We start from the raw sequence: 25,753 nt of genomic DNA on the forward strand, positions 1-25,753 counted from the left end.
GAGAGGCTCACCCATGCCCGAAGTCAACCGGCGCAGATTCCTCCAGCTCGCGGGCGCCACGACGGCCTTCAGCGCGCTCTCGGCCAGCATCGAGCGGGCCGCCGCGATCCCGGCCGACCACCGCTCGGGGACGATCGAGGACGTCGAGCACATCGTCGTCCTGATGCAGGAGAACCGCTCCTTCGACCACTACTTCGGCACGCTGAAGGGCGTGCGCGGCTTCGGCGACCCACGGCCCGTGACGCTGGACAGCGGCAGGCCGGTCTGGCACCAGTCCGACGGCACGCGGGAGCTGCTGCCCTTCCACCCCACCGCCGACGACCTCGGCATGCAGTTCCTGCAGGGCCTGCCGCACTCCTGGCCCGACGGCCAGCAGGCCTACCACGGCGGCAAGTACGACCGGTGGGTCCCCGCGAAGGGGCCGGTGACGATGGCGTACCTGACCCGCGAGGACATCCCCTTCCACTTCGCGCTCGCGGACGCCTTCACGGTCTGCGACGCCTACCACTGCTCGTTCATCGGCGGCACCGACCCCAACCGCTACTACATGTGGTCGGGCCACACCGGAAACGACGGCACCGGCGGCGGCCCCGTCCTCGGCAACGACGAACTGGGCTACGACTGGACGACGTACCCCGAGCGGCTGGAGCGGGCCGGGGTCTCCTGGAAGATCTACCAGGACATCGGCGACGGCCTGGACGCCAAGGGCTCCTGGGGCTGGATATCCGACGCCTACCGCGGCAACTACGGCGACAACTCGCTGCTGTACTTCAACCAGTACCGCAACGCCACCCCGGGGAACCCCCTCTACGACAAGGCCCGCACCGGCACCGACGTCAAGAACGGCGACGGCTACTTCGACCACCTGCGGGCCGACGTCAAGGCGGGCAAGCTGCCGCAGATCTCCTGGATCGTCGCCCCCGAGGCGTTCACCGAGCACTCCAACTGGCCCTCGAACTACGGCGCCTGGTACATCGCGCAGGTCCTCGACGCCCTGACCTCCAACCCGGCGGTGTGGGCGCGGACGGCCCTGTTCATCACCTACGACGAGAACGACGGCTTCTTCGACCACGTGGTGCCGCCGCTCGCGCCGAGGTCGGCGGCGCAGGGCAAGTCCACCGCGGACGCCTCCCTGGAGTTCTTCGCGGGCAGCGGCACGCACGTGCCCGGCCACTACGGGCTCGGCCCGCGCGTGCCGACGCTGGTCGTCTCGCCGTGGAGCAAGGGCGGCTACGTCTGCTCCGAGACCTTCGACCACACCTCGCTGGTGCGGTTCATGGAGGCCCGCTTCGGCGTGCACGAGCCGCAGATCTCCCCCTGGCGGCGGGCCATCTGCGGCGACCTGACCTCGGCCTTCGACTTCTCCCGCCCGGACGCCCGCCCGGCCGCCCTGCCGGACACCGACGCCTACGAGCCCCCGGACCGCGACCGCCACCCCGACTACCGGCCGTCGCCGCCCGCCGACCCGGCGATGCCCGTCCAGGAGCCCGGCCTGCGCCCCGCCCGCCCGCTGCGGTACGCCCCGCGCGTGGACGGCTCCGCGCACCCGGAGACCGGCCGCTTCACCCTCACCTTCGCCTCCGGCCCGAAGGCGGGCGCCGCCTTCCACGTCACCTCCGGCAACCGCGCCGACGGCCCCTGGACGTACACCACCGAGGCGGGCAAGTCCCTCTCCGACACCTGGAACTCGGCCTACTCCGACGGCGCGTACGACCTGACCGTGCACGGCCCGGCCGGTTTCCTCCGCGTCTTCCAGGGCGACAACACCACCCCCGGCCCCGAGGCGACCGCCCGCCACCGCGGCGACGACCTCGAACTGACCCTCACCCACCACGGCCCCCGCACGGCCCGTCTGACCCTCACCAACGCCTACGACGGCCGCTCCCGCACCCTGACGGTCCGCCCCGGCACCACCGTCCGCCACACGGTCGACCTCACCCGCAGCCGCCGCTGGTACGACCTCACCCTCACCGACACCGCCGACCCGGCCTTCCTGCGCCGCTTCGCGGGCCATGTGGAGAACGGGCGGCCGGGGGTGAGCGACCCGGCGATCATCACGGGGTAGCGCGCCCGGTGCTCACAGCGGCGTGAGCCGCCCGGGTCCGGGCTGCTGGGGCACCGAGGCCTCGTCGGGCAGCGGCTGCCCTGCGACGGGCGGCCCTCCGGAGCGGACCACGGTGGCGGATGCCGGGCGGTCCGGTTCCGGGGCCGCCCGGGAGAGCAGGACCACGCCCCAGGACGCCAGGGCCGCGCCGGTGAGGGCGAGGAGGGCGCCCGCAGGGCCGCCGCGGAGGCGTTCGCCGAGGAGGGTGAGGCCGATCAGCGCGGCGGCGACCGGGTTGGCCAGGGTCACCACGGCCAGGGGCGCGCCCAGGCCGCCCCGGTAGGCGGTCTGGGCCAGCAGCAGCCCGGCCGTGGCGAAGGCCGCCACCAGCAGGGCGACACCGACGACCTGCACGCTGAGCAGCGGGCCGGAGCGGTCGGTCGCGGCCACCGTCACCGTCTGGGTGAGCGCGGAGGCCACCCCGGAGGCGACGCCCGACGCCGTGGCGTGGCGCAGCCCGGGGCGGCCACCCGGCCAGGCGAGCGCGCCGATCAGCGCCGCCGTGGTCCCGGCGACGGCCAGCGCCTCCGGCACGCTCAGCACGTCGTCGGGGGCGGGCCCGGACGCCGTGAGCAGCAGGGCGCCCAGACCCAGCAGGGTCAGGCCGGTGCCCCGCCACTCGACCGCGCTGACCCGCCGCCCCGCGACCCGGGCGCCCAGCGGCACCGCCGCCACCAGGGTGAGCGCGCCGAGCGGCTGGACGACGGTCAGCGGGCCGTACCTCAGCGCCACGACGTGCAGCAGCGCCCCGGCCCCGTTCAGCAGCACCGACCACCACCAGGCCCGGTTGCCGAACAGCCGCAGCACACCGGTGCCCGCGGACCGGAAGGCCAGCCGTTCCTGGGCGACGGCCGCGGTGGCGTAGGCGACGGCGGAGAGCAGGGAGAGGACCACGGCGATCAGGGCGGCGTTCATCGGTTCGCCCCGACCAGTCCGCGCTCCCCGGACCGGGCCAGGTGCCGCCTGCCGCGGCTGACCGCGAGGCCCGTCCGGTGCGGGACGTGGATCGTGAGCAGGGCGAGGCCGAGCAGGACCGCCGCGACCAGCGCGTCCAGCCAGTAGTGGTTGGCCGTGCCCACTATCACCAGCAGGGTGACCAGCGGGTGGAGCAGCCACAGCCACCGCCAGCGCGACCTCGTCGCGACGATCAGGCCGACCGCCACCATCACCGCCCAGCCGAAGTGCAGCGACGGCATCGCCGCGAACTGGTTCGCCAGACGGTCGGTCTCCGGCGGGCCGTAGACCGACGGACCGAAGACCCGGGCCGTGTCCACCAGCCCGGTCGCCGTCAGCATCCGCGGCGGGGCCAGCGGGAACGCCAGATGGACCACCAGCGCGGCGGCCGTGACCGTCGCCAGCACGCGGCGCGCCCACACGTAGTGCGCGGGGCGGCGCAGATACAGCCAGACCAGGAAGGCGGCGGTGGCCGGGAAGTGGACGGCGGCGTAGTACGTGTTCGCGAGGTGCGCCAGGGACTCCGCGTGCAGCAGCACCGACTGCACCGCGCCCTCGCCGGGCAGCCGCACCGCGCGCTCCAGGTCCCACACCCGGTGCGCGTTGCGGATCGCCTCGGCGGTGTGGTCCGGGGCCAGCAGCCGCCCGAACTTGTACACCAGGAAAAGCCCCACGACCAGCAGGAACTCCCTCAGCAGCGGTGGTCGCGCGGTCCTCGCAGTCATCCCCCGGCCCCTTCACTGACGGTGATGCTGTCGGCCCCGCCGGACACGGGGACGCATGCATATGACATCGATACGTTTGCGTACCGATACGGGAGTGTACCGATACGGTCCGGTACCGGTACACTCGCGTATCGATAGACGTACGACACACTGGAAATACGCGCCCCGCCGTGCCGTCCCCCTGAGTCAGGAGCAGAGCCGATGACGTCGCCCCAGGCCGCGGACCGACCGGAACCGGTCGTCGCCTCGCGCCGCTCCAAGCTCACGCCGGAGCGTGAGCAGGAGTTCTTCGACGCCGTCCTGGAACAGATCCGCGCGTGCGGCTACGACGCCGTCAGCATGGAGGGCATCGCCAGCAGCACCCGGTGCAGCAAGTCCACGCTCTACCGGCAGTGGAAGACCAAGCCCCAGTTCGTCGCGGCGGCCCTGCGCTCCCGTCGACGGGTCCGCTTCGCCGGTATCGACACCGGCTCCCTCGCCGAGGACCTGCGCCAGGTCGCGCGGGTCGCGGGGGACTGGTCGAACAAGGACAGCCGCCTGCTCCAGGCCCTCGGGCACGCCGTGATGGAGGACCGCGAACTCGCGCGGGCGCTGCGCGAGGCCCTGGTGGACCCCGAGATCCACGCCCTCGCGGAGATCCTCCGGCGCGGCGTCGAGCGCGGTGAGATCGCCGCGGACCATCCCGCGCTGGACTACGTACCGGCGCAGATGTTCGGCGTCCTGCGGGTGCGGCCCCTGCTGGAGGGCGCGGACGCCGACCCCGACTACCTGCTCCGCTTCGTGGAGGCCGCCGTGCTCCCGGCACTCGGCCTCACCTGATGCTCAGGCCGCCGTCCACGGGATGACTGGACGGTGACCTGACCGCGCCGCACCGTGGGGACGGGGGCGGCGCGCACCACCGGCCGGGTGGGGTTCCCCTGGAGCGGAGGGGCACCCCACCCGGCCGAATCGTTCCGTCAGACGTCCTGGCCCCGGCCGCCGCCGGACGACTTCTCGATGCTCTTGGTGATCTCGTCGAGCAGCGACTCCTTCTGGTCGGTGTCCAGCCCGACCCGGACCACGACCAGTTGCTCCGGGTTCACCGGCGAGGGGAACACCAGCGACTGGACGTAGCCGTCCGAGCCCTTGGCCGTGACCGCCTTCCAGCGGACCTGGTAGCCCTTCTGCCCGGCCACGGTCACCGCCTCGGAGGCCAGCACCTCGTGGGAGGTGATCTCGCCGTAGGACTTGCCGCCGTAGGACTCCTTGGCGTTCTCGCCGATATCCGCCTTGGCGACCTCCTCCGGGGTGTCGCCCTCGGTGCCCAGCGCCACGGCGGGCGCCGAGTACGCGCCGCCCTTGGTGCAGGACGCGGAGGTGTCGCCGGGGCACTTGTAGGTGGTGTCCGAGGTCATCTGCGCGCCCACGGTCATCTGCTGACCGGTCCAGCCGTCCGGCACCCGCATGCTGATGCCGTTCACCGGGTCGGCCAGGGTGTCTCCGCCCCCGACCTCCGGGGCCTCCGACTCACCGGGGCCGGGCGGCTCGTCGCCGTCCCCGCCGCCGCCGTCCGAGCCGCCGTCGGAGCCGTCCTCGTCCGGACTGCCGAAGGGACCGCCCGGGTTCCCCTCCTGCCCCTGCTGCGACCCGGCCCGGTCGCCGTCGCCGCCGTCGTCCTTGCTCAGCGCCCACACGCCGACGCCTATGCTCGCCAGCACCACCGTGGCGACCGCGACCGCTATCCCGGTGCGCAGCCCGCGCCGCGCACCGGCGGGCGGCTGACCGGGATAGCCCGGATGGCCGCCGAAGGCCGGATAGGCGGGATGCGCCGGATACCCGGGCGGCGCGGGAAACCCGCCCGGCGCGGGCGGCGCGGCGCCCGCCGGGGACTGCGCCGGGGCGCTCCACGCGGCGCCCGACCCCACGGGACGGACCTGGTCCGTCCAAGCCTTGCCGTCCCACCAGCGCTCGGTGGGCGGCCCCTCATTCGTCTGCCCGGGGTCGGGATACCACCCGGGAGGAGTCACCTGCGTCATGACCCCACCGTATGAGGCGTCGGTGAAAGACGGATGAGAGGGTGGGCGGCCATCTCGCGGCAACCACCGTCACCCGTCCCGGGAACAGTCACCGGACCACCCTCCAACGCGACTTGAGGAGGACTACGCTCGCCCCTGTACGTCGTTCGGGCGACTCGGGGAGGTAGCGGGATGACGGAGGCACGGCCCACGGCGGTCGCCTCGGCTTCCCTGTGGGAGCGCGACCGGGAGGTCACCGCGATCGGACGGGCGGTGGACGCCCTGTGCGCGGACCGCTCGTCGTCGGGCAGCCTGCTGATGTTCTGCGGCGAGGCCGGACTCGGCAAGACCGCGCTGCTGGCCGAGGCCCGCCGGATCGCCGAACTGCGCGGCTGCACCGTCTGGTCGGCCCGCGGCGGCGAGACCCTCAGATCCGTCCCCTTCAACGTCGTCCGGCAACTGCTCCAGCCCGCCCTCGTCTCCATGCTGCCGGAGGAGGCCCGCGAGTACCTCGGCGACTGGTACGACATCGCGGGCCCCGCCCTCGGGATAGCCGACCCCGGCGGGCCGCAGGCGGACCCGCAGGGCGTGTGCGACGGCCTGGTGGCCGCGGTGGGGCGGCTCGCGGACCGCGACTGGCCGCTGGTACTGCTCATCGACGACGCCCACTGGGCCGACCAGGAGACCCTGCGCTGGCTCGCCGCGCTGGCCGAACGGCTGCGGGAACTGTCCGTCCTGGTCGTGGTGGCCCGCAGGCCCGGCGAGGTCAGCGGCGACAGCGCCCGCCACCTCGACGCGGTCGCCGCCGCCGTCGGCAGCCCCGTCAGCACCCTCAGCGCGCTCACCCCGGACGCCTCCGCCGGGATCACCCGCGCCACCCTGGGCGAACACGCCGACGCCCCGTTCTGCCGCGAGGTGTGGGCCGTCACCGGCGGCAACCCCTACGAGACCGTCGAACTCCTCGCCAAGGTGCAGGACAGCGAACTGATCCCCACCGAGTCCTCGGCCGGTGAACTGCGCGCCCTGAACCGCTCCGCCCGAGGCCGCGGCCTCGTCGCCCGCCTGGAGGGACTCGGCGTCGACGCCACCCGGTTCGCCTGGGCCGCCGCCATCCTCGGCAACGGCATCTCCGTCGACCTGGTCGCCCGGCTCACCACCATGGACCGCGACGAGGCCGCCCGCTGCGCCGCCCTGCTGCGCACCGCCCGCATCCTCACCGCACCCGACCCGGCCGAACCTCGCGCGGGCGACGGCGACCTGGAGTTCGTCCACCCGCTCATCGCCACCGCCGTCTACAACTCCATCCCCGAGGGCCTGCGCACCGCCATGCACGGCATCGCCGCCCAGGTCGTCACCGACTCCGGGCTCGGCGCCGCCGCGGCCTCCCGCCATCTGCTCCAGGTCCACCCGGACGACGACGCCGAACTCGTCGACCAACTGCGCGAGGCCGCCCGCGAACACCTCGCCGTCGGCGCCCCCGACGCCGCCCGCCGCTGCCTGGAACGCGCCCTGAAGGAGCCACCGCGCCCCGAGGCGCACGCGCGCGTGCTCTACGAACTGGGCTGCGCCACCCTGCTCACCGCGCCCGCCACCACCATCGGCCACCTCCAGACCGCGCTCGCCATGCCCGGCCTCGACGGCGACGCGCGCGTGGACGCCGTCTTCCGCCTCTCCCAGGCGCTGCTCCACAACGACCAGCTGGAGCAGGCCGTCCGCACCGTCGAGGCGGAGGCCGCCCGCCACCACGACGACCCCGCGCGACTGCGGCTCCAGGCCGTCCAGTACATGTGGGAGGGCATCTACGCGGGCGAGGCGGCCACCCCGGGCCGCTCCGAACGCCTCGCCCGGCTCGCCCGCACCTGCACCGGCCGCGACAACTCCGAACGCGCCCTGCTCATCCTGCGCGCCTTCGACGCCATGACCCACGGCGAGAACGCCGAGGAGGTCGTCGAACTCGCCGACCGCGCCCTCGTCAACGGCCGCCTCGCGCCCGGCCTCGGCTGGACCGACACCGAGTGGGGCATCGAACTGCTGATGATGCTCGGCAGCTGCTACGCCCACGCCGACCGGCTCGACCGCGCCGAGAGCCTCTTCGCGGAGGCCCTGCGCGCCTACACCACCGCGGGCTGGAGCGGCGGCCACCTCGCCCTGGCCAACGCCTTCCTCGGCCTCGCCTACCGCAGGCAGGGCCGCCTGAGGGACGCCGAGGAGGTACTGCGCGCGTCCCTGCGGCTGGCCGAACGCGTCGGCCGCGGACTGCCGCTGTACTGGTCGGCGACCTGCGGTCTGATCGACACCCTGCTCGCCCGCGGCCATGTCGACCAGGCCTGGTCCATCGCCGAGCGCTACGGCTTCGCGCCGCCCTACCCGTCCACCATCGTGCTGCCCGACACCCGCTCGGTGCGCGGCAGGCTGCTGCTCGCCGTCGGCCGCACCAAGGAGGGCGTCAACGAACTGGAGGCCGCCGAGAAGGCCGCCGCGGCGCGTGGCGGGCACAACCCCGTCCTCGCCCCGTGGACCGTCGACCTCGCCCGCGCCCTCGCCGTGGAGGACCCGGCCCGCGCCGCCCGGCTCGCCACCGACGCCCGCCGCCAGGCCGAGCGGTTCGGCACGGACACCGCCATCGGCGAGGCCCTGCGCTGCGCCGCCGCCCTGGAGACCGGCCAGCGCAAGGTCCGCCTCGCCCACCAGGCCGTGACCTATCTGGAGGCCTCACCCTGCCTGTACGAACACGCCGTCGCCCGCGTCGAGTACGGCATGGCCGCCCGCTCCGCCGCCGAACTGAACCGCGGTCTGGCCCTGGCCCGCTCCTGCGGCGCCGACGGACTGGCCCAGCAGGCGCTGACGGCCCGCCGCACCCTGGAGACCGGCAGCGCCCTGCCGTGACGGCACGTCAGCTGCCGGGGTCGTCCTCGGCCAGCACCCGCTGCGCCACCGAGAACGCCGAGTTCGCCGCCGGAACCCCGCAGTACACCGCCGTCTGCAGCAGCACCGCGCCGATCTCCTCGGGCGTGAGCCCGTTGCGGCGCGCCGCGCGGACGTGCATCGCCAGCTCGTCGTAGTGCCCGTGCGCGACCAGCGCGGTCAGCGTGACCATGCTGCGCTCGCGGCGGCTGAGCGTCGGGTCGGTCCAGATCTCGCCCCAGGCGTAGCGGGAGATGAAGTCCTGGAAGCGTGCGGTGAAGGGCGTCTGCCGTTCCTGCGCCCGGTCCACGTGCGCGTCGCCCAGCACCTCGCGCCGTACCGCCATGCCCCGTAGCGCGCCCCCGCCGAAGTGCGCCCGCAACGCGGTCAGCACGGCCTCGGGGCGCTCGGCGGGCGCCAGATGCGAGGCACCGGGGATCTCCACCAGCGCGGCGCCCGGCACCGCGTCCGCGATCTCCCGCAGGTGCGCGGGCGGGGTCGCCGGGTCCTCGCGCCCCGCCACCAGCAGCGTCGGCACCGTGATCCCGGCAAGCGCGTCGCGCAGATCGAACCCGGCGAGCGCGTCACAACAGGCCGCGTACGCCTGTGGATCGGCGTCCCGGTGGTCCCGCACCAGCTCCGGCACGCTGAACCCGGGCGTGAACCAGCGGTCGGGCGCCCCGTCGGCCAGCGCGCCCAGCCCTTCCCGCCGCACCAGCGCCGCCCGCTCCCGCCAGGGCCGCTCCCCGTCGAAGTGGGCGGAGGAACAGAGCACGGCGAGGGACGTCAGCCGCTCGGGATGGTGGACGGCGAGGTACAGCCCGACCGCGCCGCCCAGCGACACACCCGCGTAGGCGAACCGCTCGACGCCGAGCGCGTCCGCGAGCGCCAGCACCAACGCGGCCAGATCGCCGACGGTGGCCCCCGGCCCGACCAGCTCCGCCGCCGAACCCCCGTGCCCCGGCAGGTCCCAGCGCACCACCCGGTGCGTGCTCGACAGCTCGGGCGCCACCTTGTCCCACAGCGCGTACGACGTCCCGAGCGACGGTCCGAGCAGCAGCGGGGGAGCCGAGGGGGGCCCTTCGGCACGGTGGTTGAGGAGTTTCCCGGTCAACGTCGCTCCAGCGCACGGTCGGTGAGGGCTCCGGCGGAGCCGGTGTAACGGGCGGGGTCGGTGAGGTCGCCGAGGTCGACACCTCGCAACTCCGGCTGTTCGGAGAGGAGTTCGGCGAGCGTGCGGCCCTCGGCGTGGGTGCGCCGGGCCAGCTCGGTGAGCAGTTCCCTGGCGCGGGCGCGCCCGAGGACCGGCGCCAGCTCGGCGGACAGCCGCTCGGAGACGATCAGCCCCTGGGTGAGGCCGAGGTGGTCGCGCATCCGCTCCGGGAACACCCTTAGCCCCCCGGCCAGTTCGGCGGCGTCCCGCGCGGCGCCGCCGACCAGCCGCAGCAGGTCCCGCAGCGGCTCCCACTCGGCGTGCCAGGCCCCGGCCGGACGCTCGTCCTCCGCCGCCAGCGCGCCGTACAGGACCGCCGCGAGCTGCGGCGCCCGCCGGGCCGCGGCGGCGATCAGCGTGGCCCGTACCGGGTTGGCCTTGTGCGGCATCGCCGACGAACCCCCGCCGCCGCCCTCGGCGTCCTCGGCGATCTCCGCGATCTCGGTGCGGGACAGCACCAGCACATCGGCGGCGAGCTTGCCCAGCGCGCCCGCCGTGAACGCCAGACACCCGGCGAGATCGGCGACGGGCGTCCGCAGGGTGTGCCAGGGCAGTACGGGTTCCCGGAGCCCGAGTTCCCGCGCGTACGCGCCGGGAAGCGACAGCGGCTCCTGGACGCCGTACGCCCCGAAGGCGGCCAGCGTCCCGGCGGCGCCGCCGAGCTGGGCGGGCAGGGAGCCTCGTACCGCCGTCACCCGGTCGCGGGCGTCCAGCACCAGGGAGCGCCATCCGGCCGCCTTCAGCCCGAACGTCGTCGGTACGGCGTGCTGCGTGAGCGTCCGGCCGGGCAGTGCCGTGTCCCGGTGGTCGGCGGCGAGCCGGGCCAGCGCCCGTTCGGTGCGGGCCAGGTCGGCGAGGACCGGTTCCAGGGCGCGCACGGCGACCAGCATCGTCGCCGTGTCCATGATGTCCTGGCTGGTCGCGCCCTGGTGCACATACGGCCCGTACTCCGCGCCGACCGCCTTGGTCAGCTCGGCGACCAGCGGAATGACCGGGTTGCCGCCCGCTCGGGCCCGACCGGCCAGTTCGCGTACGTCGAACCGCCCGGCGTCGGCCGCCCCGGTCACCGCCGTCGCCGCCCCGGCCGGGGCCTGCCCGAGCGCGGCCTGCGCGCGCGTGAGGGCGGCCTCCGCGTCGAGCAGCGCCCGCAGGAAGGCGGTGTCGCTGGTCGCGGAGGCGGTGGCGGAGCCCGCCCAGCCGGGGGCGAGCAGGCCGGTGCCGTCGTCGTCAGCTGTCACTGGTACTCCAGGAAGACCGTTTCGCCTTCGCCCTGAAGGCGGATGTCGAAACGGTAGGTGCCCCTGCCGTCATCGGCGGCGACCAGCGTGGCGCGTCGCTCCGGGTCCAGCCGGGCGAGCAGCGGATCTGCGGCGTGCGCGGCCTCGTCGCCCGGCAGGTAGATCCGGGTGAACAGATGGACCAGCAGGCCGCGCGCGAACACGCACACACTCACGTACGGCGCACTGGTGCCGCGCGCTCCGGGCCGCAGCGTCCGCGCGTACCAGTGGCCGTTGGCGTCGGTCTGGACGCGGCCCCAGCCGGTGAACTCCACGCCGTTGCGGCCGAGGTAGCCGCCGGTCGCCGGGTCGCGCCGGATGGAGCCGTCCACCTGCGGAACCTGCCCGTCCGGGTCGGCGCCCCACAGCTCCACGAAGGCGTCGGGCAGCGGTGCGCCCTCGCCGTCCAGGACGTGACCCTGGAGGGTGATGGTGTCCGGGTGGCCCACCGGGGCGATGTCGCCGCCACCGGGGAACGGCAGCGCGTAGCCGTAGAAGGGGCCGACCGTGTGCGAGGGGGTGGGCAGCACGTTCTCCGGGCCGCTCGTGTCGGTCTTCGTCATCTCGGGGTCAGCGTCCTTCTTCGATCCAGGTGGCGTTCGGGCCGTCGAGCACGATGTCCCAGTGGTAGCCCAGCGAGAACTCCGGCACCGAGAGGCCGTGGTCGTAGGTGGCCACCAGCCGCTGCCGGGCGGCGTCGTCCGTCACGGACTGGAGGATCGGGTCGTAGGGGAAGAGGGGGTCGTTCGGGAAGTACATCTGGGTGACCAGGCGCTGGGTGAACGCCGTCCCGAAGAGGGAGAAGTGGATGTGCGCCGGACGCCAGGCGCCCACGTGGTTGCGCCAGGGGTAGGGGCCGGGCTGGATGGTGGTGAACCGGTAGAACCCGCTGTCGTCGGTGAGGGTGCGGCCGACGCCGGTGAAGTTCGGGTCCAGCGGGGCGTCGTGCTGCTCGCGTTGGTGGGCGTAGCGCCCGGCCGAGTTCGCCTGCCAGATCTCGACGAGCTGGCCGCGGATCGGCTTGCCGTCGCGGTCCAGCAGCCTGCCGGAGACGGTGATGCGCTCCCCGATCGGCTCGCCGTGGTGCTGGCGGGTCAGGTCGTTGTCGATCTCCGTGATGTCGCGCTCCCCGAAGGCGGGGGAGGACAGCTCCACCAGCTCCGGGTCCTTGGTGACGTCGATGGTGACCGGTGGCTGGTGGGGGTGGCGCAGCAGCGAGGAGCGGTAGGGGGCGTAGTCGCGGCGCGGGTGGTGTTCCACGGGGCCGCCGTCGGCGACCCGCTTGCCGTACGCCGCGTGCTCGGCCGCGATCTCGGCGTCGATGTCGTGCTGGGTGAGTGTCATGGGGGTTCCCGTGGGGTGACTGGCGGCGGGGGCGGTCTTCTCGGTGCTCGCGGCTTTCCGGGCGCTCTCAGCGTTCGAGGACGAGGGCGAGGCCCTGGCCGACGCCGATGCAGAGGGTGGCGACACCGGTTCCGGTGCCCTTGCGGGCGAGCTGGTGGGCGACCGTACCGGCGAGCCGGGCACCGGAGGCGCCGAGGGGGTGGCCGAGGGCGATGGCGCCGCCCTGGGGGTTGAGGACGGCCGGGTCGAACTCGGGCCACTCGGCGACACAGCCCAGCACCTGCGCGGCGAACGCCTCGTTCAGTTCGAGGACGTCCAGGTCGGCGAAGGTGCGGCCCGCCTTGGCGAGCGCCCGGTTGACGGCTTCGACGGGGGCGAGGCCGAAGTAGTCGGGGTCCAGGGCGTGCACGCCGGTGGCGGAGATCCGGGCGAGGGGCTCGCGGCCGGTGGCCTTCAGGCCCTCCTCGTCGGTGAGGAGCAGGGCGGCGGCGCCGTCGTTGAGCGGGGAGGCGTTGCCTGCTGTGACGGTGCCGCCGTGCTCGCGGAAGGACGGCCTGAGCCGGGCCATCGCGGCGAGGGAGGCGTCGGGGCGGACGCATTCGTCGGCGGCGCAGGGGACGGGGTCGCCCTTGCGCTGGGGGACGGGGACGGGGGTGAGTTCGGCGTCGAAGAGGCCGTCCGCCTGGGCCCGGGCGGCCTTGCGGTGGGAGGCGAGGGCGTACTCGTCCTGCTGCTCGCGGGTGATCTTGTGCCTGTCGGCGATGAGTTCGGCCGACTCGCCGAGCGGGATGGTCCACTGCGGGTCCATGGCCGGGTTGACCATGCGCCAGCCCAGGGTGGTGGAGTACAGCTCGGTGTGCCCGGCGGGGAAGGGGCGGTCGTTCTTGGGCAGGACGTAGGGGGCGCGGGTCATGGACTCGACGCCTCCGGCCACGGCGACGGAGGCGTCCCCGACGGCGATGGCACGGGCGGCCTGGACGACGGCCTCGAGGCCGGAGGCGCACAGCCGGTTGACGGTGACGCCGGGGACGGAGGTGGGGAGCCCGGCGAGGAGGGCGGCCATGCGGGCGACGTTGCGGTTCTCCTCGCCCGCGCCGTTGGCGTTGCCGAAGTAGACGTCCTCGATCCTTGCCGGGTCGAGGGCGGGGGTGCGGGCGAGGAGCGCGCGCAGGGTGTGGGCGGCGAGGTCGTCGGGGCGGACGGACGCCAGGCCGCCGTTGTACCTGCCGAACGGGGTGCGTACGGCGTCGACGAGGTAAACCGGGTTCACAGCAGGTTCTCCGCGATGGTCAGTTTGGCGTCGGTCCTGGTGGTGATCTCGTCAACGGACACCCCGGGGGCGGTCTCGACGAGCCGCAGCCCGTCGGGTGTCACGTCGATCACCCCGAGGTCGGTGATGACTCGGTTCACACATGCCCGGCCGGTCAACGGCAGCGCGCAGTCCTCCAGGATCTTCGGGGAGCCGTCCTTGGCGGTGTGCGTCATGACGACGATGACGGTACGGGCGCCGTGCACCAGGTCCATCGCCCCGCCGATCCCGGTGATCATCTTCCCGGGGACGGCCCAGTTGGCGAGGTCACCACGGGCGGAGACCTGCATCGCGCCCAGCACCGCCACGTCGATGTGGCCGCCGCGGATCATCCCGAAGGACAGCGCGGAGTCGAAGAAGGAGGCGCCGGGCAGAACGGTGACCGTCTCCTTGCCCGCGTTGATCAGATCCGGGTCGACGGCGTCCTCGGTGGGGTAGGGGCCGGTGCCGAGGATGCCGTTCTCCGACTCCAGGACCACCTCCACGCCCTCGGGCAGGTGGTTCGGGATCAGCGTCGGCAGCCCGATGCCGAGGTTGACGTACTGCCCGTCGCGCAGCTCGCGCGCGGCACGGGCCGCCATCTGCTCGCGTGTCCAGGCCATCAGGCGCTCACCGTCCGCTGCTCGATCCGCTTGTCCGCCGCCTGCTCGGCGGTCAGGGCGATGACCCGCTGCACGAAGACGCCGGGCAGGTGCACCGCGTCCGGGTCGATCCCGCCGGGCTCGACCAGCTCCTCCACCTCGGCGATCGTCACGCGTCCGGCCATGGCGGCGAGGGGGTTGAAGTTCCGGCTGGACTTGTTGAAGACGAGGTTGCCGTGCCGGTCCCCGCGGGCCGCGCGGACCAGCGCGAAGTCGGTGCGGATGCCGTGTTCGAGGACGTACTCGGTGCCGTCGAACTCCCGTACCTCCTTCGGCGGGGAGGCGAGGGCGACGCCGCCGGAGCCGTCGTAGCGCCAGGGCAGCCCGCCGTCGGCGACCTGGGTGCCGACCCCGGCCGGGGTGTAGAAGGCGGGGATGCCCGCGCCACCGGCGCGCAGCCGCTCGGCCAGCGTGCCCTGCGGGATCATCTCGACCTCGATCTCCCCGCCCAGGTACTGCCGGGCGAACTCCTTGTTGCCCCCGATGTAGGAGCCGGTCACCCGGGCGATCCGTCCGGCCGCCAGCAGGACCGCGAGGCCGGAGTCCAGCGCCCCGCAGTTGTTGGAGACGACGCTCAGCCCGCCGACGCCCCGCTCGTGGAGCGCCTGGATCAGTACGTTCGGCACCCCGCTCAGCCCGAACCCGCCGACGGCCAGCGACGCGCCGTCCGGCACATCGGCCACGGCCTCCGCGGCCGTGGCGACCACCTTGTCCATGCGTGCAGTCCCATCTCTCCCGAGCGTCCGGACCCCGATCAGTCAGGGCTGATCAGTCAGGGCACTGACTATTTCAGTGAAGTTTTCTTCACGCTGCCATCAGCGCGTCTTGGCGTCAAGGGCCGGGTATTGTTCAGTGCACCGATCGACATCGCTTAGCTCACTGACGACATTGCTCAGGGCACTGACGACATTGCTCAGGGCACGGACGACATCATGACCAGGGGGCGCGCATGGCCGCGGTGGACCTCTCCAACCACCCCGGGCACCTGGCCCGGCGGCTCCAGCAGGCGCACCACCTGCTGTGGACCACGATGGTCTCCGAGAAGACCACCTCGCCGCAGTTCGGCGTCCTCAACGTGCTCGTCTTGGAGCCGGGCCTCGACCAGCGCACGGTGGGGGAGCGGGTGGGCCTGGACCGGTCCACCATCGCCGAGGTGATCAGCAGGCTGAGCCGCCGGGGGCTGCTCGACAAGGTCCGCGACCCCCAGGACGGCCGCCGCTTCCTGCTGCGCCTGACCGAGGACGGCGTCCGCGTCCACCGCAAGCTGGCCGTGCGCACGGCCCGGATGAACCAGGTCCTCCTGGCCCCGCTCTCCCCGGCGGAACAGGCCGTCTTCCTCGATCTCATCCGCCGGGTCGCGGACGCGGCCGAGGGGCTCCGCAACCCCGCGGAACCCCTCGTCACCCAGTCCTGAACGACGGCCCCTCAGGCCTTCACGAACACCACCCACACCTGTCCGTCGGCGAAGTTCATCGGCGTACCGTCCTCGGTCGTGAACCGGGTGCCGTCCGTGGCGACCTCGCGCTTCCAGTGGGCGTCGTAGGCCTTCCCGTCGCGCAGCACCTCGGCCCGCCCGGAGCCCACCGTCTCGATGAACGGCGTGTAGTTGCCGTTGGAGTCGTGGAAGTCGGACGGGCGGATGTGCACGTGCTGGACGACGACCGTCGCGGGGGCCAGCTGGAGCCCGTCCGTGGGCTTCGCGTCCGCCCCGTCCATCGCGACCAGCCAGCCGTCGCGGCGGTCGGACCAGGTGAAGGTGAAGGAGGCCGCGGGGAAGCGGACGGTGCGCGCGTTCTCGGGTGTGCCGCCCGTGGGCGCGGGGCCGTAGCGGAAGCCGGTGCTCAGGGCGTACGGGCCGGGCGCGGAGTCCAGCAGCCGGGTGGGCCGCAGGAAGAGGTTGTGCGGGGCGGGGCGGTCGGTACCGCGGAAGTAGGCCTCGCGGGTGCGGCCGGGCGGCTCGGCCTGCAGGGGCGCCTCGTCGATCAGCGGCAGCAGCTTGCGCTGTGCCCCCGAGAAGGCGAGCGTGGGCCGGTGGAACTGGCGCAGCAGCTCCAGGTCGGACTCCCGGGCGCTGCGCACCGGCCCCACGACCTTCGGCAACCGGGTGGCGTAGACCGCCATCAGTCGGCTGAGTCCGCCCTCGACCTGCTCGGCGTAGACGATGTCGGCGGCGTCGAGCCCGGTGTGGGGCCGTGCCTTGCGGGCGTTGTCGATCTTCACGGCCAGCACCGGGCCCGCGTCGGGCGGGGTGCCCTCGGCGGCCCGGGAGCTGGATGCGGAACCCCGCTCCGGCGCCCGGCCGTCGTCGCGGTCGTCACCGCCCGGGGAGCAGCCCGCCGTCAGGGACGCCGTCAGCGCGACGGCCAGCGTGGCCGCGGTCATGGCGGCGCGCGCCCCGCGCCCATGTCGTCTCGAACCCTGTCTGGAACCCCGCCGTGTACCCACCGCTGCCACCCGCCCTGCCTGTGCCATTAATTGTGCGCTTATAGATGCATCGATGGCCATACCCGAATGGATATGACTACTTCTGCCACTCCATGGCGAATCCACCGTCGGACAGCAGCCGCTACGCCGAACGGCGCACGGCCCGCGCCCACCCCATGCTTCGGCTCCGGACGGCGGGGGTACCCGGGCGGCCCACGTCAAGGAGGGAGCGGGACGCGATGAAGGCAGTGACCTGGCAGGGCAAGCGCGACGTGCGCGTGGAGGACGTGCCCGATCCGCGCATCGAGGAACCGACCGACGCCGTCATCCGCGTGACCTCCACCGGGTTGTGCGGTTCCGACCTGCACCTCTACGAGGTGCTCACCCCGTTCATGACCCCGGGCGACATCCTCGGCCATGAGCCCATGGGCATCGTCGAGGAGGTCGGCGCCGCGGTGCCGGACCTCCAGGTCGGCGACCGGGTGGTGGTGCCGTTCCAGATCGCCTGCGGCAACTGCTGGATGTGCCTGACCGGGCTGCCCACCCAGTGCGAGACCACCCAGGTCACCAGCGAGGGCATGGGCGCCGCCCTGTTCGGCTACACCCGGCTGTACGGCGCGGTGCCCGGCGGCCAGGCCGAGTACCTGCGGGTGCCCCAGGCCCAGTTCGGGCCGATCAAGGTGCCCGAGGGCCCGCCCGACGACCGCTTCGTCTACCTCTCCGACGTCCTGCCCACCGCCTGGCAGGCCGTCGCCTACGCCGACGTCCCGCAGGGCGGCAGCATCGCCGTCCTCGGCCTCGGCCCCATCGGCGACATGGCCTGCAGGATCGCCCAGCTCCGGGGCGCCGGGCGGGTGTTCGGCGTCGACCTGGTGCCCGAGCGGCTGGAACGGGCGAGGTCGCGCGGCGTGCAGACGTACGACCTCAGGTCCTTCGACAAGGAAAAGGACCTCGTCGCCGCCATCCAGGACGAGACCGACGGCCGGGGCCCGGACGCCGTGATCGACGCCGTCGGCACCGAGGCGCACGGCAGCGCCGCCGCCCGGCTGGCGCAGCAGGCCACGTCCGTGCTGCCCCGCGCGGTCAGCGGCCGTCTCGCCGAGCGCATCAGCATCGACCGGCTGGCCGCCCTGTACCTCGCCATCGACCTGGTGCGGCGCGGCGGCACCATCTCGCTGTCCGGGGTCTACGGCGGCACCGCGGACCCGCTGCCGATGCTCACCCTCTTCGACAAGCAGATCCAGCTGCGGATGGGGCAGGCCAACGTGCGGCGCTGGAGCGACGACATCCTGCCGTACCTGACGGACGAGGACCCGATCGGTGTCGAGGACTTCGCCACCCACCACGTCCCGCTCACCGACGCGCCGCACGCGTACGAGATGTTCCAGCGCAAGCAGGAGGGCGCGGTGAAGGTGCTGATGCGGCCCTAACGCCCGGGCGCGCCGAAGATCTCCCCGAGGTCGTAGCGGACCGGCTCCTCCAACTGGCCGTAGGTGCAGCTCCGCGGGGTGCGGTCCGGGCGCCAGCGGCGGAAGCGGGCCGTGTGGCGGAAGCGCTGGCCGTTCTCCATGTGGTCGTAGGCCACCTCGGCCACCCGCTCCGGTCGCAGCGGTACCCAGGACAGGTCCTTCTTGCCCGACCAGCGGCTCGGCGCGCCCGGCAGCCGGGCCGACTCGTGCGCCGCCTCGTCCGCCCAGGCCGCCCACGGATGCCCGGCCACGTCGTCCATCCGCAGCGGCTCCAGCTCGTCGACCAGCTCACGGCGCCGCTGCATGGAGAAGGCGGCCGACACGCCCACGTGCTGGAGGGCGCCCTGGTCGTCGTAGAGGCCGAGCAGCAGTGAGCCGACCACGGGGCCGGACTTGTGCAGCCGGTAGCCCGCGACGACCACGTCCGCCGTGCGCTCGTGCTTGATCTTGAACATGGCGCGTTCGTCCGGCCGGTAGCGCAGCGTCGGCGGCTTGGCGATCACGCCGTCCAGCCCTGCCCCCTCGTACCGCTCGAACCACTCCCGCGCCACCTCGATGTCCGTCGTCGCGGGCGCCACGTGCACCGGCGCCGTCACCTGGCCGAGCGCGGTGAGCAGCAGCGCGCGCCGCTCGCTCAGCGGTACGTCCATCAGCGACTCGTCACCGAGGGCCAGCAGGTCGAACACCACGAACGACGCCGGGGTGCGCTCGGCCAGCGTCCGCACCCGGGAGTCGGCCGGATGGATCCGCTCGGTGAGCGCGTCGAAGTCGAGGTGCCCCTCCCGCGCGATCACGATCTCCCCGTCCAGCACACACCGCTGCGGCACCCGCTCCCGGAGCGCCGCCACCAGCTCCGGGAAGTACCTGGTCAGCGGCTTCCCGGTACGGCTGCCCAGCTCCACCTCGTCGCCGTCGCGGAACACGATCGCCCGGAAACCGTCCCACTTCGCCTCGTACTGCATGCCCGGGGGGATCCTCGCCACCGACTTGGCGAGCATCGGCTTGACCGGGGGCATCACGGGGAGGTCCATGATGCAACTCTGTGCGGACGCCGAGAGCCCCGCAAACGGTCGGGGCGGGTGACACGGCAGGGGGCCCGTGGCTCCATGGAGAGATGAACGCCCCCGGCACCGGCCCGGAACTCCGCGTGTTCAGCAAGCCCTACGCCGCCCTGCTGACCACCTGCAGAAGGGATGGCACGGGCGTCGGCACCCCCGTGAACCTGGCCGTCGACGGCGACCACGCCTACTTCCGTACCCCGGGCACCGCCTGGAAGGTCGAACGCCTCCGCGACAACCCGGAGATCACCCTCGCCCCCTGCACCGTCCGGGGACGGCCCACGGGACCGACGATCCAGGCCCGGGCCGGCGACCCGGAGGACCGGCGCGCGGCCCGGCTGCCGCGCCGCAGGCACCCCGTCCTCCAGGGGCCGGTGGTGCCGCTGATCCACAGACTGTGGCGGACGGGCACCCTGCACTACGAAGTGCGCTCGGTGGGCGGACCCGAGGCCTGACGCCGGGGCGGAGCGCTCGACCGCGACCGCCGGTCGGTGTGCGCGGTTTGTCCCTTGCGCCTACCGTGGCTCGCATGGGTGAAGCGGTGGAGCTGGAGGTCGACGGGCGGACCGTACGGCTGTCCAACCCGGGGAAGGTCTTCTTCCCGGAGCGGGGCTACACCAAGCTGGACCTCGCCCGGTACTACCTCGCCGTCGGCCCCGGCATCCTGCGCGCCCTGCGCGACCGGCCCACCACCCTGGAGCGCTACCCGGACGGGGTGGGCGGGGAGTGGTTCTACCAGAAGCGGGCGCCCAAGGGCATGCCCGAGTGGATCCCGACCGCGCACATCACCTTCCCCAGCGGGCGCAGCGCCGACGAGATGTGCCCGACCGAGGTGGGCGCGGTGGTGTGGGCGGCCCAGTACGGGACGCTGACCTTCCATCCGTGGCCGGTGCGCCGGGCGGATGTCGACCGGCCCGACGAACTCCGCATCGACCTCGATCCGCAGCCCGGCACCGACTTCGCGGACGCCGTGCGCGCCGCGCAGGAACTGCGCGCCGTCCTCGACGAGTTCGGTGGACTGCGCGGCTGGCCCAAGACCTCCGGCGGACGCGGGTTGCACGTCTTCGTGCCCATCGAGCCGCGCTGGACCTTCACCCAGGTGCGGCGGGCCGCCATCGCCGTGGGGCGGGAGCTGGAGCGGCGGATGCCCGAGAGGGTCACCACCAAGTGGTGGAAGGAGGAGCGGGGGCGGAAGATCTTCGTCGACTACAACCAGACCGCCCGGGACCGCACCATCGCCTCCGCCTATTCCGTACGGCCCAGGCCGCACGCCCCCGTCTCCGCCCCGCTGCGCTGGGAGGAGGTCGACGACGCCCGACCGGAGGACTTCGACCTCACGACCATGCCCGCGCGCTACGCCGAGGTCGGCGATGTGCACGCGGGCATGGACGACCACCGTCACTCGCTGGACGCGCTGCTGGAGCTGGCGACGCGCGACGAGCGGGAGCACGGGCTCGGCGACCTGCCGTACCCGCCCGAGTACCCCAAGATGCCGGGGGAGCCCAAGCGGGTACAGCCGAGCCGGGCCCGCAAGCCCTGACGGGGCCTGCGGTTCTGTTCCGCGCCGTTCCTTCGAGCGGTCTCTCGCAGCGGGTACTACAGGTCCCTGATCCGGATGTCGCGGAACGAGACCACATCCGTCGTGCCGTGGACCTGGAGCCCGATGTAACCGGACGCGAACCGCCGTCCGTCGGTGCCGGGGTCGTCCGCGCGGGGCGGGGTGAACTCCTGGCCGCCGATGTTGTCGAACTCGTTGATCAGCACGCCGTTGCGGTAGATCGCGTAGTGCTGGTCGACCACACGGATCTCGTAGTCGTTCCAGGTGCCCTTCTGGGTGACCCCGGCTCCGGCGAGGCCCACCCGGTCGAAGCCGTACACCGACCCCGTCTTGTACATGTCGCCGTCGGGCCGGTCGAACACCTGCACCTCGTGCCCGTACTTGATGGCCGCCCACTCGGGACGTGACTCCTCGGGGTGGTCATGGACCCACGGGAAGCGCACGAACACACCGGAGTTGGCGTTGCCGGTGCCCGGTGCGTCGTCACGCCACTGCAGGCGCAGCGAGAAGTCGCCGTACTTGCGCTGCGGGAACCAGAGCATGCCGAGGCCGGACTTCGTGGTGCCGCTGGTCATGGACCCGTCGGCGTTCAGTCCGAAGGAACCGCCGCCCACGTGCTGCCACTGCGCGAAGGTCTCCGCGCTGCCGTCGAAGATCTTCCGGTAGCCCTCGGTCTGCCCGGGCTTGCCGATGCCGGACTGCCGGGCGGCCTTGGTGACCGCGTTGTACTCGCGCTGGTCGACGACGCCCTGCCGGAGCAGCCCGTCGAGGACCGACTTCACATGCTTGAGGAACAGCGCGTGGGACGTCCAGTCCTTCTCGTCCTCGATCAGCTCGCCGATCCGGCACCGGTTGCCGGTGACCCGGTTGGGCACCCCCGAGTCGACCGTGCCGACGAAGACCGTCAGCCGCTCGTCGTACTCCGGGCAGTTGGGCGGCGGGACCGGGCTCGACACCACGGTGAAGCTGACGGTGCGGGCGGCGGCGGTGTTGCCCGCCTTGTCGGTGGCGCGGTAGGCGAGGGTGTGGGCTCCGGCGCGGTCGACAATGACCGGGTTGCTGTATGCGATGTACGGTCCACCGTCGAGTGAGTACTCGATCCGGTCGACACCCGACCCGCCCGCGTCGGTCGCCGTCACCGTCACCTCGGCCCGGCCGATGTACGCCCCGTCCGAGTTCCGGTCACCGGCCACGGCCACCCCGGTCACCGGCGGAGTGGTGTCCGTCGGCGGCGCGCCGACGACCGTGAACTGCACGCTCCGCTCGGCCGCGACGTTGCCCGCCTTGTCGGTGGCGCGGTAGCGGACGGTGTGCGTGCCGACCTGATGGACCATCACCGGAGCGGTGTACGGCTGCCACGCGCCGGACGCGCCGATCGCGTACTCGACGGTGTTCACCCCCGACCCGGTGTCGGAGGCGCTGACGGTGACCGTCGCCATGTCGATGTACGTACCGTCCGGATTCCGTTCACCGGCGACCGTCGCCGAGGTCTCCGGCGGGGTCGTGTCCTCCGACTGCGGGGCGACGACCGTGAAGCCGACGCTCCGCTCGGCGGAGACGTTGCCCGCCTTGTCGAAGGCGCGGTAGCGGACCGTGTGCTCGCCCACCTGGTCGACGACGACCGGTGCGGTGTACGGCTGCCAGGCGGTCGAGTCGTCGACGGCGTACTCGATACGGTCGACACCCGACCCGCCGTCGTTGTCGGTCGCCTCGACGGTGACGGTCGCCGATCCCACGTAGGCGCCGTCCGTGTTCTGCGTGCCGCTCACCCGCGCCGTGGCCCCGGGCGCGGTGGTGTCCTCGCCGCCGCCCTCGGTCACCACGAGGATGCCCTGCATCTGGCCGTGGCCGGGGATGGTGCAGTGGTAGAAGTAGCGGCCCGGGGTCAGGGTGACCTCGGCGGTGTGCTTGCCGCCCTGGGCGTCGTTGGGACTGGCCAGGATGTTCAGCTGGACATCGCTGTTGAACTCCGGGTCGCTGGTGACGAACGTCAGCGTGTGCGGCATGCCCGTGGTGTTGCCGGTCGCCGCGCTGTTCTCGAAGACGATCGTCGCCGGACCCGCCACCGCCGTGGCCGGAGCGGAGGTGTACTTGGTGATGTCGTCGTTCGCCGTCCAGGTCAGCACCTGGGCCGCGGCGGCCCCGGCACTGTCCGACGGCTCGCTCCCGACGGCGGGAGCCGACTGCAGACCCAGGATCACCAGGACGGCCGCCAGCAGGGCCGTCCACACTCTTCGTCGGCCCGTCACTGCGCCGCCCCTCTCGCCAACTGGTCGGCGGCCGGGGTCGCCCCGCCACCGGTGTACGTGACCCGCCACAGCGCGGACTTGGCGTCCGAGGTGAAGAAGCCACGGCCGTAGTCGAGGACGTACAGCGCCCCGTCCGGGCCGAACTTCCAGTCCATGAGGTTCTTGATGCCGTCGTTGCCGATCGGCACGATCCTCTTCAGCGACTCGGAGTGCACCGGCAACCCGCCGTCGCCCTGGTTCCTCGGATCCATCAGCACCGCGTTGCGCGGCTGGTCGGAGTCGTAGAAGTCGCCGACGAACCACTTGCCGTCCCAGTACGCGGGCCACTTGACCGCGCTGTCGCCCTGGACGTCGTCGTACCGGTAGACCGGCCCGTTCATCGCGGCCTGCCCGCCGCCCTTGAGCCACGGCAGCCGGTACGTCGCCTCGTCCTGCTGGTACGACGGCACACCGGCCGCGTCGCGCGGGAAGTCGGGGGCGCCGCCCTGGGGCGAGTACCAGATGTTGTTGCCGGTGACCGGCGGGAGGTTGACGAGGCCGTCGTTGTTCGGGGACTCGTTCTTCGGGTGGTCGCAGTCGTACCAGCCCAGCGGCTGCGTCGGGTCCGGCAGATTGCGGTCGCGGTAGGGCTGCTTGTTGCCCATGCAGTACGGCCAGCCCCGGTTGCCCGCCTCGGTGATGGCGGCGAAGGTGTCGTACTTGGCCGGGCCCCACACCGGCGACGGCGCCGAGGCGTCCGGGCCGACCCAGCCCGCGTACAGGACGTCGGTGCGTTGGTCGACGAAGATGCGCGCCGGGTTGCGCACGCCCATCACATAGATCTCGCCGCGCGTCTTGCCACCGCCCTCGTCGGTCTCGCGGCCGGTGAAGAGGTTGCCCTCCGGCAGGGTGTAGGTCCCGTCGGGCTCGGGGTGGATGCGCAGGATCTTGCCGTTGAGGTTGTTGGTGTTGCCGGCGGTGCGGCGCGCGTCCGCGAAGGAGACGCCCTGGTAGTGGGGCTGCGGGTTGTTGCCGGAGTAACCGTCGCTGAAGCGGCTGGAGTTGTTGTCGCCGGTGGCGATGTACAGGTTGCCCTTGGAGTCCCAGGCCATCCCGCCGCCCGCGTGGCAGCAGCTGTGGATCTGCACCGGCCACTCCAGCAGCACCTTCTCGCTGCTCAGGTCGAGCCGGTCGGTGGCCGGGTCGAGGGTGAAGCGGGAGACGCGCCGCTGCGCCATGCGGGTGTCGCGGTCGATCTCCGAGTGGGGTGTGTAGTGCAGGTACACCCAGCCGTTGCGCTCGAAGTCCGGGTCCAGCTCGATGCCGAGCAGGCCCTCCTCGACCTTGACCAGCTCGTCGCCGCCGCCCTTGTTGCCGAACACCGTCAGCTCGCCCGCGAGGGTGACCTGCTTGGTCTTCGGGTCATAGACGTGGATCTGGCCCTTGCCCTTGCCGATGTCCGGGTTGTTCCAGTCGGTCACCACGGGCTGGGTGGAGTCGCCGCCGCCGCGGCCGATGTAGAGGACGCGCCCGTCGGGGGCGGTGACCAGGCCGTGCGGCTCGCCGATCTGGTCGCTTTGGCCCGGCTGGTTGGGCCGGGTGAGGCGCTCGGCCTTGTAGTTGCCGGTGATGGTCGCCTTGCAGTCCGCCTGGGCGATCCGCGTGGTCCACAGCAGCGCGCCGCGCAGATGGGTGCGGAAGTCCGTCTCGTCGTAGGACGAGACCGTGCCGCCCATGCCGGTGTAGAAGGACCGGCCGCCGTCGTAGTCCCGGCACCAGCTGATCGGATGGTCCCAGCCGTTGGCGGTCGACCCCGGCTGGTAGGTCGTCTCCCGTACGCGGGCGACTGTATGCACGTCACCCGAGGGATTCCGTGTCCAGTTCAGCCACCGGTCGGGCCGCTTCCACTCCACCGGCAGGTCCTTGGTGGCCGGATGACGCCGGTCGCCCACCTCGACGGTGGCCCGCTGTACGGCAGTTGGTGAGGACGCCGCCGGGCGGGCGCCGATCAGCCCGGTGAACCAGTCCGAGTACGGTTCGGCGCGGGCCGCGTCATGGAGGCCGACGAAACCGCCGCCCGCCTCCATGTAGGCCTCGAGACCGGCCTCCTGCTCCGGGTCGAGGACGTCCCCGCCCCCGGTCAGGAACACGATCGCGTTGAACCGGCCCAGCTTCGTCTCGTTGGTGAAGACCGAGGCGTCGTTGGTGGCCTCGACCTTGAAGCGCTCGTTCGCCGGTCCGGACAGGCCGATCCGTTCGATCGCCTCGATCCCGGCATTGACCAAGGGGGACTCGTCGCCGGGCGCGGCGGAGCCGTGGAAGAGCAGCACTCGTACGTTCGCGCCGCCCGGGGGCGACTTCACGGACATCGTTGTCAGCGTGGGCTCGGGCGCCGGACGCGCGTTCGCGGCGGTGCCGGTGAGCAGCCCCGCGGTGACGAATCCGGCGGTCAGTACGGCCGCCAGCATCCGTCTCCGGCGGGTCAGTCGTCGGGATTTGTCGGGCCGTTGGTGCGAAGTGGACCGCATGTGGTCACCCACCCCTCGTCGGT

General features: G+C 72.9%; 21 protein-coding genes. 7 read left to right on the forward strand and 14 right to left on the reverse strand.

The features are described from left to right. Nucleotides 1-13: 13 nt before the first annotated feature. Nucleotides 14-2,065, forward strand: a complete 2,052-nt coding sequence (locus ACFVQG_RS06095) for a phosphocholine-specific phospholipase C (RefSeq protein ID WP_383377357.1) — start codon at nt 14-16, stop codon at nt 2,063-2,065. 12 nt (nt 2,066-2,077) lie between these two features. Here the strand turns inward: ACFVQG_RS06095 and ACFVQG_RS06100 are convergent, their stop codons facing one another. Beyond that, nucleotides 2,078-3,019, reverse strand: a complete 942-nt coding sequence (locus tag ACFVQG_RS06100) for a hypothetical protein (protein ID WP_383377359.1) — start codon at nt 3,017-3,019, stop codon at nt 2,078-2,080. Further along, nucleotides 3,016-3,783, reverse strand: coding sequence for a phosphatase PAP2 family protein (locus tag ACFVQG_RS06105; RefSeq protein ID WP_383377360.1), 768 nt, complete (start codon nt 3,781-3,783; stop codon nt 3,016-3,018). The genes ACFVQG_RS06100 and ACFVQG_RS06105 overlap by 4 nt, the downstream gene beginning before the upstream one ends. 201 nt (nt 3,784-3,984) lie before the next feature. Between ACFVQG_RS06105 and ACFVQG_RS06110 the strand changes: the two genes are divergently transcribed. Beyond that, nucleotides 3,985-4,602 (forward strand): TetR/AcrR family transcriptional regulator C-terminal ligand-binding domain-containing protein, encoded by a 618-nt coding sequence (locus ACFVQG_RS06110; RefSeq protein WP_383377362.1) that lies wholly within the window; start codon nt 3,985-3,987, stop codon nt 4,600-4,602. Between the two features lie 137 nt (nt 4,603-4,739). Here the strand turns inward: ACFVQG_RS06110 and ACFVQG_RS06115 are convergent, their stop codons facing one another. Beyond that, nucleotides 4,740-5,798 (reverse strand): DUF2510 domain-containing protein, encoded by a 1,059-nt coding sequence (locus ACFVQG_RS06115; protein ID WP_383377364.1) that lies wholly within the window; start codon nt 5,796-5,798, stop codon nt 4,740-4,742. Between the two features lie 171 nt (nt 5,799-5,969). On the opposite strand from ACFVQG_RS06115, the gene ACFVQG_RS06120 reads away from it, so the two are divergent. Continuing rightward, nucleotides 5,970-8,663 (forward strand): ATP-binding protein, encoded by a 2,694-nt coding sequence (locus tag ACFVQG_RS06120; RefSeq protein WP_383377365.1) that lies wholly within the window; start codon nt 5,970-5,972, stop codon nt 8,661-8,663. A 7-nt stretch (nt 8,664-8,670) separates the two neighbouring features. On the opposite strand, the gene pcaD is transcribed toward ACFVQG_RS06120, so the two are convergent. From pcaD to ACFVQG_RS06155, 7 genes are all read right to left on the reverse strand, one after another. Next, the gene (gene pcaD, locus ACFVQG_RS06125; RefSeq protein ID WP_383377367.1) at nt 8,671-9,795 is read right to left on the reverse strand and encodes a 3-oxoadipate enol-lactonase; all 1,125 of its coding nucleotides are present in this window, start codon (nt 9,793-9,795) and stop codon (nt 8,671-8,673) included. Next, nucleotides 9,792-11,132, reverse strand: a complete 1,341-nt coding sequence (gene pcaB / locus ACFVQG_RS06130) for a 3-carboxy-cis,cis-muconate cycloisomerase (protein WP_383377369.1) — start codon at nt 11,130-11,132, stop codon at nt 9,792-9,794. Before pcaB ends, pcaD begins: the two co-directional genes overlap by 4 nt. Next, on the reverse strand, nt 11,129-11,734 hold the full coding sequence (gene pcaG / locus ACFVQG_RS06135) for a protocatechuate 3,4-dioxygenase subunit alpha (protein WP_383377371.1): 606 nt from the start codon (nt 11,732-11,734) through the stop codon (nt 11,129-11,131). Before pcaG ends, pcaB begins: the two co-directional genes overlap by 4 nt. Before the next feature lie 7 nt (nt 11,735-11,741). Beyond that, nucleotides 11,742-12,515 carry a protocatechuate 3,4-dioxygenase subunit beta gene (gene pcaH, locus ACFVQG_RS06140; protein WP_383377373.1) on the reverse strand — a complete coding sequence of 258 codons (774 nt, stop codon included), beginning with the start codon at nt 12,513-12,515 and terminating at the stop codon, nt 11,742-11,744. A gap of 67 nt (nt 12,516-12,582) precedes the next feature. Then, nucleotides 12,583-13,785, reverse strand: coding sequence for a thiolase family protein (locus ACFVQG_RS06145; protein ID WP_383377375.1), 1,203 nt, complete (start codon nt 13,783-13,785; stop codon nt 12,583-12,585). After that, a complete protein-coding gene (locus tag ACFVQG_RS06150) occupies nt 13,782-14,426 on the reverse strand; it encodes a CoA transferase subunit B (protein ID WP_383377378.1) in 645 nt (214 codons plus the stop codon). The genes ACFVQG_RS06145 and ACFVQG_RS06150 overlap by 4 nt, the downstream gene beginning before the upstream one ends. Continuing rightward, a complete protein-coding gene (locus tag ACFVQG_RS06155) occupies nt 14,426-15,181 on the reverse strand; it encodes a CoA transferase subunit A (protein WP_383377379.1) in 756 nt (251 codons plus the stop codon). The genes ACFVQG_RS06150 and ACFVQG_RS06155 overlap by 1 nt, the downstream gene beginning before the upstream one ends. 233 nt (nt 15,182-15,414) lie before the next feature. On the opposite strand from ACFVQG_RS06155, the gene ACFVQG_RS06160 reads away from it, so the two are divergent. Further along, the gene (locus tag ACFVQG_RS06160) at nt 15,415-15,879 is read left to right on the forward strand and encodes a MarR family winged helix-turn-helix transcriptional regulator (protein ID WP_383377381.1); all 465 of its coding nucleotides are present in this window, start codon (nt 15,415-15,417) and stop codon (nt 15,877-15,879) included. Between the two features lie 11 nt (nt 15,880-15,890). Here ACFVQG_RS06160 and ACFVQG_RS06165 read toward each other — a convergent pair whose 3' ends face one another. Continuing rightward, complete coding sequence (locus tag ACFVQG_RS06165) at nt 15,891-16,847, reverse strand: DUF3048 domain-containing protein (RefSeq protein ID WP_383377383.1); 957 nt, start codon at nt 16,845-16,847, stop codon at nt 15,891-15,893. Between the two features lie 281 nt (nt 16,848-17,128). Between ACFVQG_RS06165 and ACFVQG_RS06170 the strand changes: the two genes are divergently transcribed. After that, nucleotides 17,129-18,319 (forward strand): zinc-dependent alcohol dehydrogenase, encoded by a 1,191-nt coding sequence (locus ACFVQG_RS06170; protein ID WP_383377385.1) that lies wholly within the window; start codon nt 17,129-17,131, stop codon nt 18,317-18,319. Here ACFVQG_RS06170 and ACFVQG_RS06175 read toward each other — a convergent pair. Beyond that, nucleotides 18,316-19,389, reverse strand: a complete 1,074-nt coding sequence (locus ACFVQG_RS06175) for an ATP-dependent DNA ligase (protein ID WP_383377387.1) — start codon at nt 19,387-19,389, stop codon at nt 18,316-18,318. The genes ACFVQG_RS06170 and ACFVQG_RS06175 overlap by 4 nt on opposite strands. An 83-nt stretch (nt 19,390-19,472) precedes the next feature. Between ACFVQG_RS06175 and ACFVQG_RS06180 the strand changes: the two genes are divergently transcribed. Together ACFVQG_RS06180 and ligD are read left to right on the forward strand one after the other, a co-directional pair. Beyond that, nucleotides 19,473-19,871: a PPOX class F420-dependent oxidoreductase gene (locus ACFVQG_RS06180; RefSeq protein ID WP_383377389.1), complete on the forward strand. Its 399-nt coding sequence runs from the start codon at nt 19,473-19,475 to the stop codon at nt 19,869-19,871. A 74-nt stretch (nt 19,872-19,945) separates the two neighbouring features. Further along, nucleotides 19,946-20,956, forward strand: coding sequence for a non-homologous end-joining DNA ligase (gene ligD / locus ACFVQG_RS06185; RefSeq protein ID WP_383377392.1), 1,011 nt, complete (start codon nt 19,946-19,948; stop codon nt 20,954-20,956). Nucleotides 20,957-21,012: 56 nt separating this feature from the next. On the opposite strand, the gene ACFVQG_RS06190 is transcribed toward ligD, so the two are convergent. After that, nucleotides 21,013-23,223, reverse strand: coding sequence for an OmpL47-type beta-barrel domain-containing protein (locus ACFVQG_RS06190; protein ID WP_383377393.1), 2,211 nt, complete (start codon nt 23,221-23,223; stop codon nt 21,013-21,015). Then, a complete protein-coding gene (locus ACFVQG_RS06195) occupies nt 23,220-25,670 on the reverse strand; it encodes a ThuA domain-containing protein (protein WP_383377395.1) in 2,451 nt (816 codons plus the stop codon). Before ACFVQG_RS06195 ends, ACFVQG_RS06190 begins: the two co-directional genes overlap by 4 nt. Between the last annotated feature and the right edge of the window lie 83 nt (nt 25,671-25,753).

This window comes from Streptomyces sp. NPDC057877, assembly GCF_042796855.1.
Classification (GTDB): domain Bacteria; phylum Actinomycetota; class Actinomycetes; order Streptomycetales; family Streptomycetaceae; genus Streptomyces.